Origin of the sequence: Photorhabdus akhurstii (genome assembly GCF_019090985.1) — a bacterium.
Classification (GTDB): Bacteria; Pseudomonadota; Gammaproteobacteria; order Enterobacterales; family Enterobacteriaceae; genus Photorhabdus; species Photorhabdus akhurstii.
Window position 1 is genome coordinate 3,889,291 of sequence record NZ_CP020335.1, and the last position, 20,428, is coordinate 3,909,718.

Sequence of the window (20,428 nt, forward strand, 5' to 3'; positions counted from 1 at the left end):
TTTGAGTAAATTTGTGATTAATGAGCTGAATAAATTTTGCGAGATAATATAGAGTAGAAATGCAAAAGCAATATCCACACACAAAAAGTCTTTTTATCCCCCCTGACACTTCCTAATACTCACCATCATGACTATTAGTGCTAACTCAGTTAATAAAATAGCATTAAATTAATCATAGACAATTTTTATTTAAATTTGAAAAATAAAATATTTATAGAGTAATTTATTAATATTTAAAACATAAAAACACCACAGATATTTAACTTATCTATTACAGAATCACTATGAAAAAATAATAAATTATTACAATCAATTCGATAATAATAACCCTGTTTTTAAACAAAATCGAAAAACTTAATCAAAATATAAAACAAAAAATGGCCCACCTTTCTGTGAGCCATTTTTATAACAACTTTTTTACTGACTTATAGAAAGAGCTAATAAAGAGTTAATTAAGCAAATTTCCCCTTACCAATCGTCACATCGGTCCACGCCGTGGCGATAGCCGTTTTCGCCTGACTGTCCAGACCCGCAATAAAACCATTATCACCCACTGTCGGGGAAAAACCACTCATGGCCTGAATCAAAGAATCCACCGCATTATCTGACAGTGCCGTAAATTCACGCTCCCCTGACACGTTCTTATCACTCATCCGAGTCACCAATTTGGCGCGATTGCCATTAAAGTAATCATTAAAGGTGACTGAACCTACCGATTCAAATCTCCCCTGAGCGGTATTGTCCTGAGTATGGCGATTCACTGACAGCACCAGATCATACCCGCTACGCTGGAACCACAGATTTTGCCAGTCAACACCGTTAAACAGGATCATATCTTCTGCGTTAATATCGCTCACTCGGTTATCAATCACCTCTGCGCCGACCACAAAGCTATCCACACCTGCGCCGCCCCGGAAATGGTTCTGATACCCGCCTAACACCAGTAGATCCTGACCTTCACCGCCATCAAATTGGCTGAACTTCGAAATCGCCGCGGCTATCATATGATCATCACCTTCGCCACCATTGATCACCGCATGGTAGCCCATCAGCTTAATCGCATCATTGCCGGAATAACCATCGATCCGGTTGTCATTGCCAAATACTCTGGCAAAGTCGTCGCCTCCACCCAGTTCGGCCTGATTATTATTGCCGATGATTACCGCATAATCCTGACCTTCCCCACTATCCACCCGGTTATAGTTGCCGGAAATGACAACGTAATCTTGTCCGTTACCGGCATCAATAAAACCGCTTTCACCAAAGACAAATATCTGGTCATTGCCCTCCCCCATAAATAGATGGTTAATACGCCCGGCCACTACTGCGGTATCATCCCCCTTACCGCCAAACATCCAGTTTTCACGTCCCATCAGGACACCCAAGTCATTACCTTCACCACCTGAAAAAATATTGGAGGTCCCTAGTGAGTAATAAACATCATCACCACGTCCACCCCAGAAGTTGTTGTTATCTCCCAAATAAGCGCCAAGATCTTTACCGTCGCCTCCCCAGTTGAAGTTATAGTTTCCCAACGATACATGGATATCGCCATCACCGTGCAAATGCCCGCTGTTACGCAGGAAATCAAACGTTTTTTCTTCCATATTAAGTAGATCGGTCGTCAGGTTTTCTTTCAGGTTAACCACTAACGATTTCATCTCTCGCTGCTTCTCTTCGCTAAACATCGTGGCAAACAGATTAGGTAAGTTAAGTGAATTAAAACCAAATGCAGGCTTGGATTTATTATTGGTCTGAGCATTTTCTCCATTGATACTCACCGCAGATCCTGATTCCTGACGCTCATCGGGCGCTTTCTCTTTCAGGCCATGACTCTCCGCAAATGACCTGACGCCATCCTCTCCCATATCAATGCCCGCCTCCAGATTATCAAGTAACTTTTCTGGATTGGTGAAAGCTTGCAATTGATCACCACTAAATTCCCCAATCACTTCCAGCATCTCTTGCAGAATCGCCTCACCATCAACCGATTCGCCGGTGCGGGAAAGAATTTTCCCCTCCGCGGTGTAGTTCACGCCCAAAATATCCGCTAAGGTGGTATCCGCATTTACACTCGCTAATCGACCAATCAGTTTATTCTTAAGCTGACGCGGCAAGTCCTTTGGATTATAGGTAAAGGTGGTCTTCGCCATGCCCGTCGCCGAATATTGCTGCGTCATCAGGCCAAACAGCGAACCCAAGTTAGTATCCAGAATCGACTGGATATGGTCACCGAACATTAGGTTCCAGTTACCGGTTGTCACCTGAATATCGGCGCCACGCCCGCCTACAGCAAAGTTGAAAGCCAGCTTCTGATTGACCTGACGGAATTGCGCTATACGACTTATTTTGCCCATACCAGTTCCGTTGCCATGTTCGCCTAGCCACTGATTAAACTTCTTGTTCAATGTCAATTCAGCGTCATGCTTCAAACCACGGCTGCTGCGCTCATGTTGCGAATCCAGATCAGTCAATGTGTTGTAGTCCACGCTGCTGGTTTGGTCCAAACCGGACATATCCTCCACAAACCTCTTCGCACCGGCGATGGTCCACTGCTGATCTTGCGCCGCCAACCAATCTTGATCCGCACTGAAACCGGCAACCCCTTGTAATACATGAGCAATACGCGCAGCGCCATCAAACGGATTAACCAACGGCGGCGTTGGAATGGATTTATCCATCATCACAATCAGATCATTACTGCGGCCCTGATTAAAACTGACATTACGATTACCAATAAACATTTGCGCCCCTTCAAGCGCTTGATAACCTGCAACATCGAAGCTGTGTTTACTGTCGCCATTACCGATGTGCGCCATCACATTGTTATCACCGAAGGCCAGTGATTTAAAACCACCGCTACCCACTTTAATACCGACGTTCGAGGTTCCCCAGTTGAGGGCGGTAAACTCGCCATCTCCCACATTCACCTGGATATTACCGGAGTAACTGAGCTGATTATTCGATTGATCGTCAGGGGCAACCTGAATCGTATTTTCACGTTTCTTAGGTTGAACTAACACTTCATTGTGGCCGGTAATCGCGCCTTTAATAACGGTATCCGCTTCGGTGTGTCCTACCCTGGAGAGGTTGATATCACTTTCAGCAATACCACGACGAACCGGTTCGCTATGCGTGATCAGCGCATTTTTATCATTCCAACTTAATACAACTTTGTTATCAGCCAGATTGTTAACCCATTGGTTATGTTGATCACGGGTAAATTTGCGTCCACCGGCATCAACCGCCACTTCACTACTGCGAGCGGAAACATCGCTGCGAATGCCTTGCTTATCCAATACGGTGATAAAGCGACGAGCAAAGCCATCCCGCTGGTCATCACTTATCAGAGAACAACCCACAATACTGATGTGATCAGGTTTACGAGTTAGGCTTTTACCCAGATTAAACTCCTGATAAAACCGCGTTAATCTGGTCGCCAGTTCATCAGCCGCGTAACCACTCAGGCGAATGTTATTTTGCTCCGACGTATCGCGACCATGACCGACAATCTGCCAACGTAACTTCCCGGATAATCGGACAAGATCGCCATAAACCACACGATATTTGCCCCTGGAGTCAAGTTGAATCACTACGCTAGAATCTGAGTGTTTACCCGCCAGATTAGCCGCGGCTTTCGCGACGACCGGATCATCCTCCATTTGGATAATAATCTGACCATCAAAGCGAGTTTCACGGCCATCAGCCTGTGGCGTCACCTTCTCTACTTGCCAGTCACCGAGTGGTCTGCTCATTTTCTTATCCTGATGAGGATCGTCGATGATAGTCGGTTCTGGCCTCTTATTTTTACCCGATAACCCGTCTAACTCTTCCACCGCTGGACGACTTTGTGGCTTCACTCTGGCATGCTTCTGATAGAACTCCCCAGTCTCCTGAAAAGCGTTATCCAGCGCCTGACTTACCCACACTTTGCCTTCTTCACCGGCAATATCCACCAGATCCCGATAATTGGCAGTGTAGCTGTTCAATACCTGTTGACGTTCGTCACCCGTTGCCTGTAGTGCCTGATAAACCGCCAGACTTTCGTTGACAGAATGACCACCATCAAATACCAGAAACGCCAGCGTGTTGAGATAACCCTGCCCAGAGGAAAAGTCAGGTTGCTCTCTGGCAATGTGGTTATTAAGGTGAACCATGATATTGGTCGAGCCAGAAGCTCCCGTCACCACAGAGTGGCCTTGTGCTAACGCATTACGCTCAAATTCCGTCTCCCATCCAGGAACTAGAATCCGCCCCGCCGCGACCTTCCGACCAAACAGGAAATCATCATGCTTGCCATTCGCAGGCTGATAAGGCAACGCCGTGCCATAATCGTTGGTCAGCTTGCCCACAACTTCTACTCTGTATCTAACATCCGCCCCGGCAGTCAGTTCAGAACTGGTCGAACGGGCTTTGGTGATCGCATCCTCATAGAAACGATCCCCTTTAACCTTCCACTCCGCCCGATCCATCCCCATCCCAGAAGTAATCGCCATTTTTACCGACAGAAACGGCACTTTGACCACATCAAAACCGTTATTCACCGTGGTCATCATAGCCTTGAAATGGACAAAAGTTGGCTCGTCTAGAAATGTCGTTACCTCAGGGACCCGACTAAACCAAGGGCGAAAATCCTGATTGATGGCTCTGGCAAAAAGGCGCATCTTAGCCGCAATATGCTTGTCACGTACAACCTGATCCGGGTAATAACCGCTTATCCACTGCTCAAATTCCTGCACCAAGAAATTGCCCGTTCGCTGTGCGGCATCTCTGGCCTCCGGCGATGCGGTTTTCACCAGTTCATAAGCCAATTCAGAATCAAAATGGCGGCCAAACAGGTTGTCAATATACTGCCCGGTCATCTTCTCTTTGCGGGCATCAGTCAGTAATTGTTGAGCCAGAGAATGCAGTTCAGGATGCGCCTGCAATTGAGTAACGGCATCTTCAAATAGCTTGATGGTTTCCTGTTGTGTCACTTGTCCGCTAAGCCAAAGATTTTTGGCTCGTTCAATTAGCGGCATACCTTCGGGAGTCATTTCCTGCTGCAATCGGCTAACGAAAACAATCAGGCTTTCACTTTCAATTCTCGGTGCCTCGCGTTCCGCAACAGAGTTAATTTGAGTCAATGGTTTAATTTGTAAATCAGTGAGATGATTAATTTCACTCTGTGCGATATCACCTTTCAAGCCCACTATACGCCCAAACCCATCAAACGATACCTGTTGATCAAACTGTGCAACATGGTCAGGCGCTAGGCTAACCCCTAAAATCCCGGCTGATTCAGCTCTTTTTGCTTGAAGGTAGGCAACTCGTTCCCCCATTTCAAAACGCAGGCTTTTAACTAATCGGCCACGCCTGGCAAATTCATTGGGATCATGCTGTTGCCAATGAGCAAGGGCTTGCTCAAGCTGCAACACATTCTGCTCATCAGGTTGTTCGACCGTATTATTAAAAGCCTCACGTACTGCCACCAGCGCCTTACTGGGCCGATCGGTATTTATCTGACCAAGATATCTTTTCGTCGAATCAATAAACCGTTTGTCACCCTGACTCAGCAAGAAAGGCTCAAACTCTCTCAGGATGGAAGAATGGGATTTAAGGCTATCTCCACCAACAACTTGCCCTAACCCTTGCAAATTGATACCCGAAATTACAGGTGCTTTTGTGGTTAACTTTCTCGGTTGATTTGAAGCAGGCTCCATAACTCTATCGGATGACGTTCCGGTAAGCCGCGAAATGACCGAAGCACCGACATGTTCAGCACGAATACCCCTGTTGATCTGTAGTCGATTAACCGCCCGTCGCGCACTATTCAATGCCGCCAAATCTGCGGCTGTGAGTGTTAGATCTTCACTGTTCCAGCCATTAGCTTCCGTTTTGGATTCAGGATTGATATGACTTTTCGGTTTCGCTACGTCGATTGGTGTATAAGCTTTTCCAGACAAGCCACTGCCGATCGCCCCGCGACGATCGGGTTTTGCACCACCAGCCTGTTTCGTTCCTTTCGCATCAGCCTGTACCTGAGCGGCTTTATTTTTCGCTACCGCGCTATCATATTCACCGCGTTGTTTCGCTTCTTCATATACGGCATAGGCATCGCTTTCCGCTTTTGTTGCTCGCAGACGTTGTGAATCCGCTTCTTTCTGTCTTGATCTCGCTTCTGTACGCGCATCCTCAATATTGTCGTCTGTGTTCTTTATATTCTGATAACTTTGCTCTAAACCTGCTTCTGATTTGCCAATTGCCTTTTTTACTTGTTGTTGGTTATTAATAAGGCCCGGCTGTAAATCAGCTAATTTTTTCTGTGAAATAAATTTGGTGTCATCTAATTTTTCCTGAGTACGGTTCAAATATCCCATAGCAAACCGGTTACGCCACTCATCACCCGATTGACCTGTGTAATTGACATAGCCATTAAGCGCATTCAGACGTTGAGTCATGGAGAGCAACTCTTTCGTTACCGCTCTGGATTCTCCACTTATTGCATCACGCTGTACTTGTCCATTAGTATTCAGCGCATTTTGATTTGTTGATTCTAATTGAAGTTGTGATTTTGAAATTGTTTTAAGTTGGTCATCCCTTTCTTGTTCCAGAATGCGGCGATTTTCCTCCGCTTTCTCTTTATCACTTAACGCATTTTGCGCAGCGCTGTCCTGTTTTGCATGTTTAATAACAGCATCAGCTTGTGATGATGATTCACTCTGAGTCGAATCAACCTTGTCTCCAATATGCAAGGCATTCTGAATAGCCTTAGTATCAGGCGTCTCCACCTGAGTTACCGAGCCGCTTAATTTATCACGCAGATCCGAACCAACATCATCAATGGCATTCATCTGGAAACCATCAATGGCAGAAACTTCAGTTAAATTAATCGCCCCTCGGCCTCTATACGTACCAGAACTATTCGCCTCATTACCGTGAATCAGATAGTTAATCGCCTGACTACCTTCCACACCTAACACAGTTTGTCTAATCGTTTTAAACAGAAAGGAAAGGTTATTACTTTGCGTATTACTTTCCGCAATAGAAAGCGTGTAGAAATCGCCGTTACCAACCTTAATAGCCACATTATTACGCGCATAAGAGGCATTAATCCCCAGACCATCACCAACATGAATATTGGCATTACCCTTGCCTTTCATGATCGCAACATTAAGGCCATGCCCGACTTTAGTATTAACGTTATATTCACCCCACACCGCGTTAACGGAAATACCATCCCCCACTTTGGTATTAATATTAAAATCGCCGTGCGTCGCGGTAACACTTAAACCATTCCCTACTGTGGTAGTAATATTCGCTTTGCCTTTTGCCGCAGTAACCTGCACACCATCACCTACTTTGGTGACAATATTCCCTTTACTCCACAAAGCATTCAAGCTGTCACCGTTACCTACCTGAGTCACAATGTTGGCATCAGCTGTGGCAAGTATGACATTGCGCCCATCACCAACCTTAGTAATCACATTAGCTTTGCCCCAAGCGCCGGTATAATCATCACCTTGCCCCACATGGGTGATGATATTGGCATCCCCTTGAACAACCGTGACTTCCTGCTTATTACCCACTTTGGTAATGATGTTCGCTTTGCCTTTGGCAAAGTTATAACGGTCGCCATCACCAACCTGAGTCAGGATATTAGCCTCCCCCCAAACAGCATTAACGCCGGTACCGTTCCCCACTTTGGTAATGATATTCGCTTTACCTTTGGCGAAACCCACCGTCGTGCCATCACCGACATGGGTCATAATGTTACCCACATCGGAAATAAGTAAACCGACGGTTATCCCGTCACCGACCTTCGTTAGAATATTGCCCTTACCGAATAGCACGCCAGCAGTGGTTGATGATCCCTTATGAGTGATGACGTTAGCCTCCGCCGCCGCAACCACTCCCATAAAATCATCGCCCACTTTGGTGACAATATTCGCCTCTCCTAACGCTAAAACACCGGTTAAGCCATTACCGGAATGAGTCATGATATTGGCTTGACCAAACATTGCCGCCAATGTTGTACCATCACCTACTTTGGTCATTACATTCAGCTCACCGGCAAACAAGCCAAGACTGGCGCCATTACCTAGATGCGAATAGATATTGGCCTCACCAACCATCAAACCAAACGTCAAATCATTACCCGCTTTCGTCAGGATATTGCCCTGTCCGATCATCGCGGCAAAAGTTGAGCCATTACCAATATGGGTCATCACATTGGCCTCACCGATCATTGCCGCCAGCGTCATGCCGTTACCCACTTTGGTGGCGATATTGCCTTTAGCCAACATCAAGGCAACGCTCATTTCATCACCAATGTGAGTAAACACATTGCCGGCAGCGATCATCAATGCCAGCGCCTTACCATCCCCCACTTTGGTAAAAACATTCCCCAAACCTCCCATCAACCCCCATGCATCACCGTTGCCAGCATGGGTAAAGATATTGCCCGCGCCAATCATGGCCGCAATCGCAGTTCCATCACCCACTTTAGTAAAAACATTGCCTGCGGCTCCCATCACTCCCAGAGTCTGACCGCCACCGACATGAGTCAGCACATTACCTATGCCGAGCATGATACCCGTGGTGTTATCGTTTCCGACCTTGGTCAAAATATTAGCGCCGCCTAACATCATCCCCGTCGTACTCCCATTGCCAATGTGCGTAAACACATTGGCTCCGCCGCCCATCAGCGCAATAGCACTACCTCTGCCCTTTTTCGTCAAAATATTGGCGCCGCCTAACGCAACCGCCGTGGTACCCGATATTTCATCATCGTGGAGATGGGTGATAATATTCGCGCCACCAAGCATACCGGCAACCAAATCACCGGCACCAAGCTTAGTCAGCACATTAGCGCCACCCACCAGTACCGAGGAGACCTTCCCCTCACCTGTTTGGGTCATCACATTAAAACCACCGGCGCCTAACCAATTGGCATTGCCATTACCGATTTGACTATGAGTGTTGTACCCGCCAAACATGATAACTCGGCTATCGCCACTACCTTGGTGGATCGAGATATTACCTATCGCCAGGAGATGAGCCAGATACCGCCCATCACCGATTCGGACCAATACGTTTGCCGCACCGCCAGCGTAAACATCCATTTCTCCATACTGGCTTTGATGCACCAGCACGTTTGCCAGACCTGCGCCACGGAATGTCAGATTGCCCTGTTCCCCACGCTTCACAATCACATTGGCAGCACCAGCGCCTGCAAAATTAACATTACCGCGTGTGACACTGGAGGTAATGACATTGCCGCCCCCCATGCCTTTAAAATTAATGTCACCGGAACTGTCACCAATACCCGTGGATAATTTCACCAACTCCTGATGGCTATACTCTTCGGTATGCGCTAAATGCTCAGAAACACGACATACTGAATTCACTTTGTATTGCAGATGGGTTAGGGAATATCCGCCCACATCCATTGAGCGATAACCATTTTTAGGGGAAAAATCTTCGGCAGCCAGATTGCCGGTATGATCACCTTCTTTATACCAAGCACTGGCATAATATTGCAGCGCACCGGTTTCAGGATTATTCGCCAATTCAACCATCACCACTTTGGTATATGACTCAACATACCTGGCATAGATATAAGTGTTCGGTTGACGGTTTGATTTCACTGCTGACACACCCAATATCAAACCACCGGAATGGATTGCATGCCCATGCATTTTGGCATCAATCAACGTGACATCTCCTGCTCTGGCATTGGTTCCACCGGCATAAGTCACCCACTGGTTTTCCTGCAAATCTTCTTCAACAGTATGCTGAATAGTAACGGGTTGATGATGCTCAAAGATTAAATTAAAGAGGCGGTAACCACCATTGGAACGTATATCGAAAAATCCATTACTTGAAGAGATATTCTCCGCAGCAAGATTATTGAGATGATTGCCCTCTTTGTACCAAGAAGTAGCGTAATAACCGAGCTTACCGGTTTCAGGATCATTTTGAAGTTGAACCTTGACCAGCTTAGTGTACATTTCATCGGCCAGCGCAAAGAGATAAGTATTAGGCTCGACAGTTGATTTAATCCCAATCACCTGTTGGTGTTGGGATTGTTGGAGCCACTTTCCCCCTATTGTCGCTGTCGCTAACACAATCTCTTCGGCTTTAGCGTATTCCAGAGCGCCATCACGAGAGCCGCTATCTGCGCCGATTCTTGATATTTCATTGTAAGCACCGGCACCATCGAAAGTAATATCACCATGTGCGACATCAGAATAAATCCGGTTATAACCCCCAGCCCCTGCAAATTCGATATTACCGTGGGTCCGACCATATTGATCTTGGCTTTGGCGCAAACGCTCAATACGGTTTGATGCCCCGGCGCCATGCAAAATAATATTACCTTCTTTACCTTTACGTATAATGTGATTATCCACCCCGGCGCCTGTGAAATTAATATTGCCGTTTTCAACCCGCGAACTAATACTATTTGCGGCTCCCCCGCCTTCAAATTTCACATCGCCGTGACTTTTCTCATAGTGATCATACCAGGTACGATCAATTTTATTACCAGCGCCGGCGCCAAAGAAACTTAAATTGCCCTGATTGGTTTCATGCCATAATTCGTTATAACCACCGACACCTTCAAAAATCACCTCACCAGATTGCCCTTTACGACTCAGGCCATTATAAGCAGCCGCCCCAGAGAAATTGAGATTACCGTGGCTTCCCCGGTGATCGATAGCAACCCCTCCCGCCGCGCCAGCAAATGAAATATCACCATTGCCGCTCTTATCAATACCCGAATAACCGGCAGCGCCATGTACTGACAGATTACCTTCCTTATCCACTATTTTTAAATATCCGGCGCCGCCATTGACAACCTTATTACCAGAATCAGCATAGACCGTCGCCCCAATCGATCCGAGGGTAATACGATCATCGCCTCCTTTGGCATAAATAACTCCTCCCACGCCGATGGCAACAATATTATTACCATCATCATCATCGTAGTATTTTCCAGTAAAGAAATATTCTGTACTACGGTTTGATGATTTTCCCATAAATAATCCCTTAATTTAAGTTTAGGTTAAATAGAAAACCACTGCATCTGACAGATACAGCAACGGTTTTGAGAATCGAGTTTTCCGTGGACAGTGCGAATCCACCGTTCTTACCACGGTAAAAATATAATGACAGCCATCAATGATGGCATTATTTGGTCTAATTAGTCAGATTACCCTAACTCTATTAAGTTACTATTTCATTGATTATTTACTTTATGTTCAATGCAATAATGAGAGAAAACACCTTTGTCATGATTGATATCAAAGATGATTGTTCGAATTTTTTAAACATATTTCGCCCTTAACAAGAAATTTATTCACAAAGATTGTAGAATATATAGTGAAATAAAAAACCTAAGCTCAGAGACATAATGAGCTTATATATACAAATAGTGTTAAATGAATAAGCAGAATAAAATAATATAGAGCCAAAAATCAAAATCAATATTAATACACAAGAAAGTCTGTTTACCCCCCACATATTGCCCTATATCCCCACACTGATGTTAACAATACAAATAAGATAGTAAAAAATAATATTAAAACATAGATTAACTTGTTGTTTTTATTAAAATTATTAAAAGATTTTCACAAATCAAATTACTAAGGTTAAATTATTAACATTGTTGCATCAGAAATGTAGGTAAATTTAACTTATTTCTTTGCAACAAAATATCTATAGTGAAAAAATAACCGCTCACTTCCATTACTCTGATCCAAATAAAGGCGAACAATAAATACAATATTACTAACTATAATGAGTTAAATTAATAGCGAGATTAAACTTCAAACACTGTTCTGGAAATTTATAGACTTTACAATGAGGGATAGCGCTTTGAGTGAGGATTGATATATCGCAAGTTAATTATAATGGAATCATTCAGATCGATTATGAAAAAACCCACAAAGTGGGTCTATTGGATGGGTAATTCACCAGGGCAACCGCATGAATGCTCAAATATTACCCATATTAGAAAATCCCGTTTGTAACACTTGATAGCTGTAATTTCATTTTACCCATTATACTTACTACCCAAATGTCTTTACCAAATGTTACATCTTTTAGTTATTAATCCGGCGATAGTTTATATCTGTTAATATAACTCCTAAGGGAGTAAGATTACTGAATTTATACCAGATCGAAAGCGCCACCAGATTAATATTATGCAGCCTTTAGTTCTGCATTTATCATTTAGGTTCAGAATTTAAATGAATAACTCTATCAGCACTTTGAATAGTGGATTCTCTATGAGCAACAATGATTCTAGTCACGTTTAAATTTGCAATAGATTTGTTAACAATAGATTCATTATTTGTATCAAGATGACTTGTTGCTTCATCCATAAATATAATTTTTGGTTTTTTATAGAGCGCTCTGGCAATCATTATTCTCTGTTTCTGCCCTCCTGAGATACTTCCACCCAGTTCACTCAACTGGGTATAATACCCCATTGGAAAACTAATTATTTCATTATGTATGTTAGCCTTAATTGCACATTCAGTAACATACTCCATATCAATATCATCATCAAATCCTGAAATATTTTCAGCAATTGTACCAGAAAAAAGTTTATCTTCCTGTAAAATACAAGAAATATTTTTTCTATAATTATTTACACCTAAATTATAAATATCAAGATTATTAAATAAAACTTCACCTGATTGAGGCTTAATGAGACCACTCATTATTTTAATAAGAGTAGATTTTCCCGCGCCTGAAGGTCCTACTATTGCAACAGATTCACCGCCCTCAATTCTTACTGAGAAGTCTGATATTGTATAGTTTGATTCATCATATGTATAAGAAACATGTGATAACTCTAAAGATGCTATATCATAACTTTCAGAATTAATATGTTTTTTAAATATTTCTTTTTCTTGCAAAGCAATCCCAGATAATCTTTCGTTATGCAATGATAATAATTTCAGCTCTACTGATTTATTGATTATATTCGTGATACGATCCGAGAATTGACCTCGGTAGGTATTGAAAGCGATAAACATTCCTATAGTAATTGTACTGTTTATTACTAAGAATGAACCAACCCAAAGTATAACTATTTGATCAAGTGCAATAATTATTGAACTGAGAGCGATTGTAATAATTTCTATTTTCTTTTTCTTTATTTCAGATTTATTTAAAGCTTTTACTTTATCACTATAGATCCTTTGTCTATTGTTAAGAATGCCGAGAATCTTAATTGTTGGCATGCTATAAAGACTTTCCATAAAAAAAGAGTTTATATTAGCTTCATCTTGAATTTTTTTATCAGAAGCATTCTTATAAATTTTGTAAACAATTATTTTAACTAAAAAATACAATACCGAAAATAAGATGACAACAATCGTTAGGCTACCACCATAAACAATCATCATGCTCAACAGTCCAATTATCATTAAGAAATCAATGATTAAATCAACAATGTTATTGCAAAATGTTTCCCTTATGTTTTCAATTGAGTTAAACCTAGATTGGATATCACCTAGTTTTCTACTAGAAAAATAGTGAATTGGTATTCTTAATAAATGACTAAAAAGACTGTTTTTCCATTGTATATCCAAAAGAATATTTATAGAAAGAGACATATAGGATCTTATGATATCGGAAAAAGTTTTTACTAAAGTAAAAAAAATAAGAAAAATACATATTGATGACAATAATAGCGTATCTTTTGTTACTATAACATGGTCCATTATTAATTGGATTCCTATTGGTATAGTAAGAGTAATGCTCTCTATTAGTATAGATATTGCAAATATTTTTAAAAGAGCACTCGACAGTCCTTTGGAACTTTTGAAAAGATCTATTAATTTAATTGTTTTTTTATTGAAAGAAGACCTTTTCTTAAACTCCGATGCTGGCGTTAGTTCTATTGCGACTCCAGTGAAATGTTTTGATATTTCATTAATAGATAAGATCCTTTCCCCTTTCTCTGGATCTAATATAAAAAATTTGTTTTTATTGACTTTTTCTAAAATAACGAAGTGATTCATATCCCAATGGAGTATGCAAGGTTTTTTTAAAAGGTTAATTTCATCAATATCCAAAGAATATACATTTGTATTTAACTTATTGTTTTCTGAAATTTCTAATAAATCTTTTAACCGTAACCCTCTAGAGTGAAAATTATTGTTCCCTTTTAGTTCTTTCAGAGTTGTGTCACACCCATAATAGCAAAGTATCATGGATATACATGCTAGTCCGCAATCGGCAATACTCTCTTGATAAATAATATTTATTTTTTTTCTAAAAAATAAATCAGGGATAAAATCAAACAGAGAATTATTATCCTTCATGATTTACTCCATGTGTTTTTTCAAATAATGCTTAGCTTTATCTACCATTAAATTATAAATGCTCTTACTTTCAACTATTAAAGAAGTTTCTGCCTTCATGCCTGCTACCAATCTTAGTTGATTTATATTTTTGTCTGTTAACCTAACCTTTATAGAATAAAAGTTATCGTAATCTATTTTAATGTTTTTTTCTGGATTTTGCAGCATACTGTTTTCATTACTCACTGTTGATTGTGAAATCGTTTCTATTATTCCTTCAAATGAACCATATTTTTGAAACGGGTATGAACTAAATCTTATATTTACCTTACTGCCTATTTTTATATAAGGATAGCTTTCGCTTCTAATATTAAATATAACAAAATATGAATCTACCTTTTTCGGTGAGATTTTTACTAAAACATCATTTTTAGTCACTTCCTGACCTAAAGTTTTATATTGATAATCCAATATTCCATTAATAGGTGAGGTTATGACACGAGTAGAATCAGAATTTATATCAATCTTCTTCAAATTAATATCATTTTCTTTTTCTTGTAACAATGCTATCGAATTTTCAATGTCGCTTAATTTATTATCTTTATCTATAATAAGCTGACTATTTTTTTCTTGTAAAGAATTTAATTGTTGATACATGCTTATATAGCTAATCTTATTTTGAGTATAATTGTTGTTTATTGAATTGAGCTGTTCTATAGTTACATGTCCTTTCTTCAAGTAATCTTCGAATTTTTTTCTTGTTTTATTATAATCCTGAATCAGTCTGTTTGATTCTTCTAATTCTTTACTTAATTCTTGTATTTCTTTCTCAGTAAATTTTATGCTTCTCTCATAAAATTCCATGACCTTAATTTTTAGTTCTTTTTTTTTGATTATATTGCTATTTACTTTGTCAGCCATTGAGTTTAATTGTTTTATCTTTTGAAATTTAAGATCACCATTAATATCCTCATCAATATTTTTTATTCTAAAAATAATATCTCCTTCCAATACTTTTTCTGGTTTTAGCACATCAAAAGTAGAAGATTCTATATAACCTTTTATTGGTGATCTTATGATTATAGTGGAGGGAAATGAATGGATCTCACCTTCAATCAAAACCCTATTGTTTATTTTTAGTGCAAATATTAAAATAAAAAGAAAAAATATCAAAAAAAACACTATTGAATATAAGAAAAGAGAAGATGGGTAAATTTTAATTATTGTATTTGCAACCCACCTATTTTCATCTTTCTCTTTATTTAAATTTCTAAAAATACTATCATCCATTATTATTTTGACACCAAATTTTAATTAGATAGTCATACAAACATGTGGTTATAAGGCAAATAAAAAACCAGTTAATCCATGATACTGAATTCTGTAAAACAGATATTGTAAATGGATTTCCTATAGCATAGTCCATCAATGGTTGCCTAACAAGCCGTCCCATGATTGCTAATTCAATTAACCACATAAGGATACCTCTTGTGATAGGGGTATATGTAGGAAGACTCTTTTTTATGAGAATATATAAAAATGTTATACCCAATCCTGTCTCTAAACTTGTTAATGCAGCAAGATATCTAACATCCCAAGACGGGGCTACAGTTATATTGCTTACTTCATGCCTTATATAAGGAACTACCCACTCGGAGTTGATAACATGAATCACAAAACCTACACAAGAAGTCAGTATAGATACGATTAGAATAATAAGAAATATTAATTTTTTCTCTTTATTTACCATACAATCCTCTCTTTAACAGTAGGAGGGGAATTACCCCCTCCTTTTCACTAATCAAAAACTATATTTATATATATTACCATCCCAACCAGGACTTGCAGCCTTTTTCACAAGTTTATTCACTTCTTTAGGCTCTACGGTTTTTCCGACATCCTTTCCTGAACCCCCTACGCAATCTAACAATGCTTTATTCCAAGAGCTACTCTTTTTTAAGTCTTTCATAGTTAGTTCCTTATTATCAATTAGTTAATGTTTACTACTTCTATTAACTTGGATTTATGCTTTTTGACTTCTAAGAAAGCATCAGTTCCAAGCAGACCGTCACTCATGTGTTTATCATATGGCTTACTTGCTGTTAAACCTTTTTCATTTAGTCTTCTTTCTATGTGCTCATATATCTTATATAAGCTTGGGCAATAATAGTCTTTATTATATATATTATTCTCGTTATATTTATATGCCCTTGCAGGGCAACCACCGTGACATACATGTTGCCACTTACATTTTTGACACGAATCGAAACTCTCCCGCGTTCTATACAAAGTAGCCCGTGGCCCAGTCATTAATTCTAGAATAGAGTTATTCTGAAGATTGCCATATTTCATATCAGGTTGAGCGGAAAGGCTTGCACATGGATATACATCGCCTATAGGATCAACAGAGAAAGTAGTGTTACCGCATTGAGACATTCCTAAACAATCTGCTGCTCTTCCTGCTAATATTGCCTGAGTTTTTCTTACAAAATCAGAAATAAATATATAGTTCTCAGGGGCTGCATAAAACCATTTGTCGTATAATTTACTCCAAGGTATATAGTATTCATCAGGATCTAATCCTAGATCTGTATAATTATCTACAGCGTTTCCTGATTTATTTAATGGGATAACATTAAATGGCAAATTATTTTTTAGCATGAAATTGTATATTTCATCTATATAACCTAGACTTGATTTGCTAATTACTAGTGCGCAGCCAACTTCAATTTTATTTCTTCTTAATTTTTTCACACCCTCAAAGACCTTATCAAAACTTCCAACATTTTTGTGAGTTACTCTATTTTTATCATTTATTTCTTTTGGTCCATCAATGGATATGGACATAAAGAAATTATTTTCCTTAATGAAATCACACCATCTTTGAGTTATAAATGTTCCATTTGTTTGTAAGGCATTTAAATACTTTATGCTGTTACTATATTTTTTTTGAAATGCAATAACATTTTCATAAAACTTAATACCTGGAAACATCGGTTCACCACCATGCCATATAAAATGGACATAAGTGAAAACCTTTATTTTATTGGCATATTCAAACGTGTCTTTAATTGTTTTTTCCAATATTTCCAATGACATAATAGGCTGTCTTTCATCTTCGTTATAACAGTATTTACATGCCAAATTACATCTATGTGTTGGTTTTATTATATTTACAAGCTGCATATTAATATTTCCTTTCTTTTTTCATTTCTATCGAAATGACAATATAAGGAAACAACAATAATTCCTTATATACTCACCATATAAACTTGCTCACTTTTTAATTCTTAGAACACTGGTTGAAATGTAACACATCTTATTAACAATAAAAAATAAATAAAAGCCTTTTTGTTGATTTAAATCAAATTGTTATATGAATTAACTATAGATGTAAATATCTATAACTATTTATACCCGTTATCTTTCAAGTTGTCTCTTTGTTAGCTGCGCTCACTCACCCCGGTCACATAGTTACCTATTCTCCCGGGGATTCGCTCCTTTACCGTCGCAATGCATCTTGAAATTCATAGGGTATACACTTGAGATATCAGGCAAATAGCGTTAAATCAAGGCGAGTCATTTCATATTTAACGTTAGCAGAGAATGTCTTACAACACTCTCCGTTCATTTTAATAGAGATAACACTTAAAAATGTATTAAAACACCTCGCTAAAACCTACCGAAATATGGTGTTGGTTTATTAGCGATGATTTGTGGGGACCCTCAGCGCAAAGTGGGTCTATTGGATGGGTAATTCACTTTTCGAAATAATTGCCAATCTATTCTGATGATGTTCAGGATCTCCCCATAACCAAGATTCTTGGCGACTAACATCATTCTGGGTCAAAATCTTACGCAACTCACAGGTAATCATATCATAAGCATAAACATGCATATTATACGCCAGCGCGTCATACATACGGGCCTGCCAAAAAGAAATACCGTCATGAGTCTGGTTCATATCCGATACAATCACATTATAAGATTCGAGCAAGTAACCGAAGAACACCTGACCAGCCAGTTCATGCAAAACCGTTCGATGTTCACGTTTCAGAATACGCCAAACAAGAATTTGTGTTACAGGACGACAATTTAATACCACATCAGGCTGTATAATAACTCTGTTATAATAGACGACTTCTTGAGATACATCGTTAACCAGCGCCAGCTCAAAGTGGGATTGACTGATACGATTACCAAACCGACCATCAACACGAACCATGCGATAACCTGGCGAAAGTAACAATCCTTTTATCTGGTCAGTAATATCAACCCCATTCATTAATTCAGTATAAAGGGTATGATTATCTGAGTTCCCATTCAAATGAGCGAAAACCTCATTAACCTTTTCAGGATTTACCAATCTTGTTGGCATATAACCTCCTCCTATTCCCCGCTAATCATCTAAAAAGGACGATATAGTTATCACATTGATAACTGTACCTTAGATCGATGGTAGCGATATTGAACCCTAAGTTCAACAACCACGATTGCGTTTCCACTGTTAAATCCTCCACGTCCTAAAAGGCATAACAAGAGCGTTCCTCATTACACTAACAATGGTGAACACTACCGACCCGTGAACTCCATTAACATCGCAGTACCAATTAACGCAGCTCCAAGTATTGGTAAAATATGAATATCATCCGTGCCTTTTGTCATATCAAGCTCATCTTTGCCGATCTTTCCACATCCCATCAAACTTGCGTGTTATACATGTGAAGTAACGGATCGCATTAAGAAAAAATTAAATTCAAATAGAAAAAACCAAATTTATGTTAGCATCATTCATTAAGTATTTACTACTTAATCCCAATAAGTGTAACTACTGCTAGCTACCCTTTAAAAAGGGTAGCTAGCACAAACAATATGAAAAACTAAGAATATATACTTAACACAACAGACGTAATTTATTGAGTTCAATCTTTAGATCACATCAAAAATGTGTTCAAAAGCTATCATTTTTTTCACGCTACTGTTCAGATTTTTTCTTTATTACAAAGAAGAGTAAATAAAATAATTTAAAAAAACAGCCCTTAAGCATTAGGACAAATAATTATTTATCAATTGACAACAGCCAGGATGCTGATAATTTTGGGCATAATCTGCACTTATTGACTATTAATGATGGATACTTTCCAGCTAAAAATGACCGATATCAGGCACCGCAGCGAGCACAGCAACAGTCTCCAATCACTCTTTCAATAAACACAAAAATAATCCACATCTAAAATAGTATATATGGTTATATTCATTGTTATTTAAAGTTTCATTATAAAATAGTAAAAATTCAATTAATAAACATACGCTTTTTGACGAGAAAAGCATTATATCCTATTATATAGCAGTCCGCTTAAGGCATAATCGAAAACGCAACTACTCAGATAACAATTTAAGTCGAAATTTAGGAGTTACTATGTCAAATATAAGAAACAAATCCACTCTTATTACGCCACAATTAACCATGATGTGGGATAAAAGCAATGAACCTTGGGGCGCCAGAGATCACCAATCAAGATTTATTTACGCTAACCCCGCTTTCTATCAACTGCTCAACCTTCCTGAAGATTTCGATATTATAGGGCTTTCTATGGGTGAATTACCTTCACCTGTTGCTGAATATGCAGAAGAATTCCACCGTCAGGATCAAAAAGCCATCCAAACTATGCAGCGCGTCACTTCATTGGAAACGCACCAGTTTGGAGAAAATAACATTAAACAAAGCTATATTTGTGATAAATTTCCCCTTTTTGATGAGAATAATGATTGCATTGGGATCTTCTTTCATATGTATAAGGCTCAAGATTTTTCTGTTTCTTACTATTATGAAAGAATATCGCCAACAAACCTGGAGTTTACGCCACCGAATAATATTCTGACACAGACCGAGTGGGAAGTCCTTTTTCTGACTTTACGCTCACAAGATGAAGAGAACATCAGTAAAGAATTAATGATGAGCACAGAAGATGTCGTTAACCACATTCAGTCAATTTATCAGAAATTTGACTTATCACCTCATGTAGAATTAGCAGATTTCTGTAAGGAAAATAACTACCATCTCTATATTCCTGAGAGATTTCTCACTATTGGTAGCAGGGAGTTATAAACTACAATTACTAACTTAA

The 20,428-nt window shown here is 39.5% G+C and carries 8 protein-coding genes and 1 pseudogene; 2 read left to right on the top strand and 7 right to left on the bottom strand.

Annotated elements, in window-relative coordinates:
- Nucleotides 1–452: 452 nt before the first annotated feature.
- The 6 genes from rtxA to dynA form a co-directional block, all read right to left on the bottom strand.
- Nucleotides 453–11,021: an MARTX multifunctional-autoprocessing repeats-in-toxin holotoxin RtxA gene (gene rtxA / locus B0X70_RS16460; protein ID WP_217469844.1), complete on the bottom strand. Its 10,569-nt coding sequence runs from the start codon at nt 11,019–11,021 to the stop codon at nt 453–455.
- A gap of 1,191 nt (nt 11,022–12,212) precedes the next feature.
- Nucleotides 12,213–14,321: a peptidase domain-containing ABC transporter gene (locus B0X70_RS16465; RefSeq protein ID WP_217469845.1), complete on the bottom strand. Its 2,109-nt coding sequence runs from the start codon at nt 14,319–14,321 to the stop codon at nt 12,213–12,215.
- Between the two features lie 3 nt (nt 14,322–14,324).
- A complete protein-coding gene (locus B0X70_RS16470; RefSeq protein WP_217469846.1) occupies nt 14,325–15,590 on the bottom strand; it encodes an HlyD family secretion protein in 1,266 nt (421 codons plus the stop codon).
- Nucleotides 15,583–16,050 (bottom strand): hypothetical protein, encoded by a 468-nt coding sequence (locus tag B0X70_RS16475; RefSeq protein ID WP_217469847.1) that lies wholly within the window; start codon nt 16,048–16,050, stop codon nt 15,583–15,585. Before B0X70_RS16475 ends, B0X70_RS16470 begins: the two co-directional genes overlap by 8 nt.
- Nucleotides 16,051–16,101: 51 nt before the next feature.
- On the bottom strand, nt 16,102–16,269 hold the full coding sequence (gene dynB / locus B0X70_RS16480; RefSeq protein ID WP_217469848.1) for a dynobactin A family peptide antibiotic: 168 nt from the start codon (nt 16,267–16,269) through the stop codon (nt 16,102–16,104).
- A gap of 20 nt (nt 16,270–16,289) precedes the next feature.
- Nucleotides 16,290–17,486: a dynobactin maturation radical SAM/SPASM protein DynA gene (gene dynA, locus B0X70_RS16485; protein ID WP_217469849.1), complete on the bottom strand. Its 1,197-nt coding sequence runs from the start codon at nt 17,484–17,486 to the stop codon at nt 16,290–16,292.
- Between the two features lie 347 nt (nt 17,487–17,833).
- On the opposite strand from dynA, the pseudogene B0X70_RS16490 reads away from it, so the two are divergent.
- Nucleotides 17,834–18,007, top strand: a pseudogene (locus tag B0X70_RS16490) (IS4 family transposase); the annotation flags it as partial.
- A gap of 35 nt (nt 18,008–18,042) precedes the next feature.
- Here the strand turns inward: B0X70_RS16490 and B0X70_RS16495 are convergent.
- On the bottom strand, nt 18,043–18,678 hold the full coding sequence (locus B0X70_RS16495; protein WP_217469850.1) for a hypothetical protein: 636 nt from the start codon (nt 18,676–18,678) through the stop codon (nt 18,043–18,045).
- Nucleotides 18,679–19,719: 1,041 nt separating this feature from the next.
- On the opposite strand from B0X70_RS16495, the gene B0X70_RS16500 reads away from it, so the two are divergent.
- Entirely contained in the window at nt 19,720–20,409 is a 690-nt protein-coding gene (locus tag B0X70_RS16500) for a PAS domain-containing protein (protein WP_217469851.1), read from the top strand.
- Nucleotides 20,410–20,428 lie beyond the last annotated feature (19 nt).

Excerpts from the sequence above, each read along its gene's own strand:
- dynA (WP_217469849.1), bottom strand. The coding sequence starts at position 17,486 with ATGCAGCTTGTAAATATAATAAAACCAACACATAGATGTAATTTGGCA.
- dynB (WP_217469848.1), bottom strand. The coding sequence starts at position 16,269 with ATGAAAGACTTAAAAAAGAGTAGCTCTTGGAATAAAGCATTGTTAGAT.
- B0X70_RS16465 (WP_217469845.1), bottom strand. The coding sequence starts at position 14,321 with ATGAAGGATAATAATTCTCTGTTTGATTTTATCCCTGATTTATTTTTT.
- B0X70_RS16470 (WP_217469846.1), bottom strand. The coding sequence starts at position 15,590 with ATGGATGATAGTATTTTTAGAAATTTAAATAAAGAGAAAGATGAAAAT.
- B0X70_RS16495 (WP_217469850.1), bottom strand. The coding sequence starts at position 18,678 with ATGCCAACAAGATTGGTAAATCCTGAAAAGGTTAATGAGGTTTTCGCT.
- B0X70_RS16500 (WP_217469851.1), top strand. The coding sequence starts at position 19,720 with ATGTCAAATATAAGAAACAAATCCACTCTTATTACGCCACAATTAACC.
- B0X70_RS16475 (WP_217469847.1), bottom strand. The coding sequence starts at position 16,050 with ATGGTAAATAAAGAGAAAAAATTAATATTTCTTATTATTCTAATCGTA.
- rtxA (WP_217469844.1), bottom strand. The coding sequence starts at position 11,021 with ATGGGAAAATCATCAAACCGTAGTACAGAATATTTCTTTACTGGAAAA.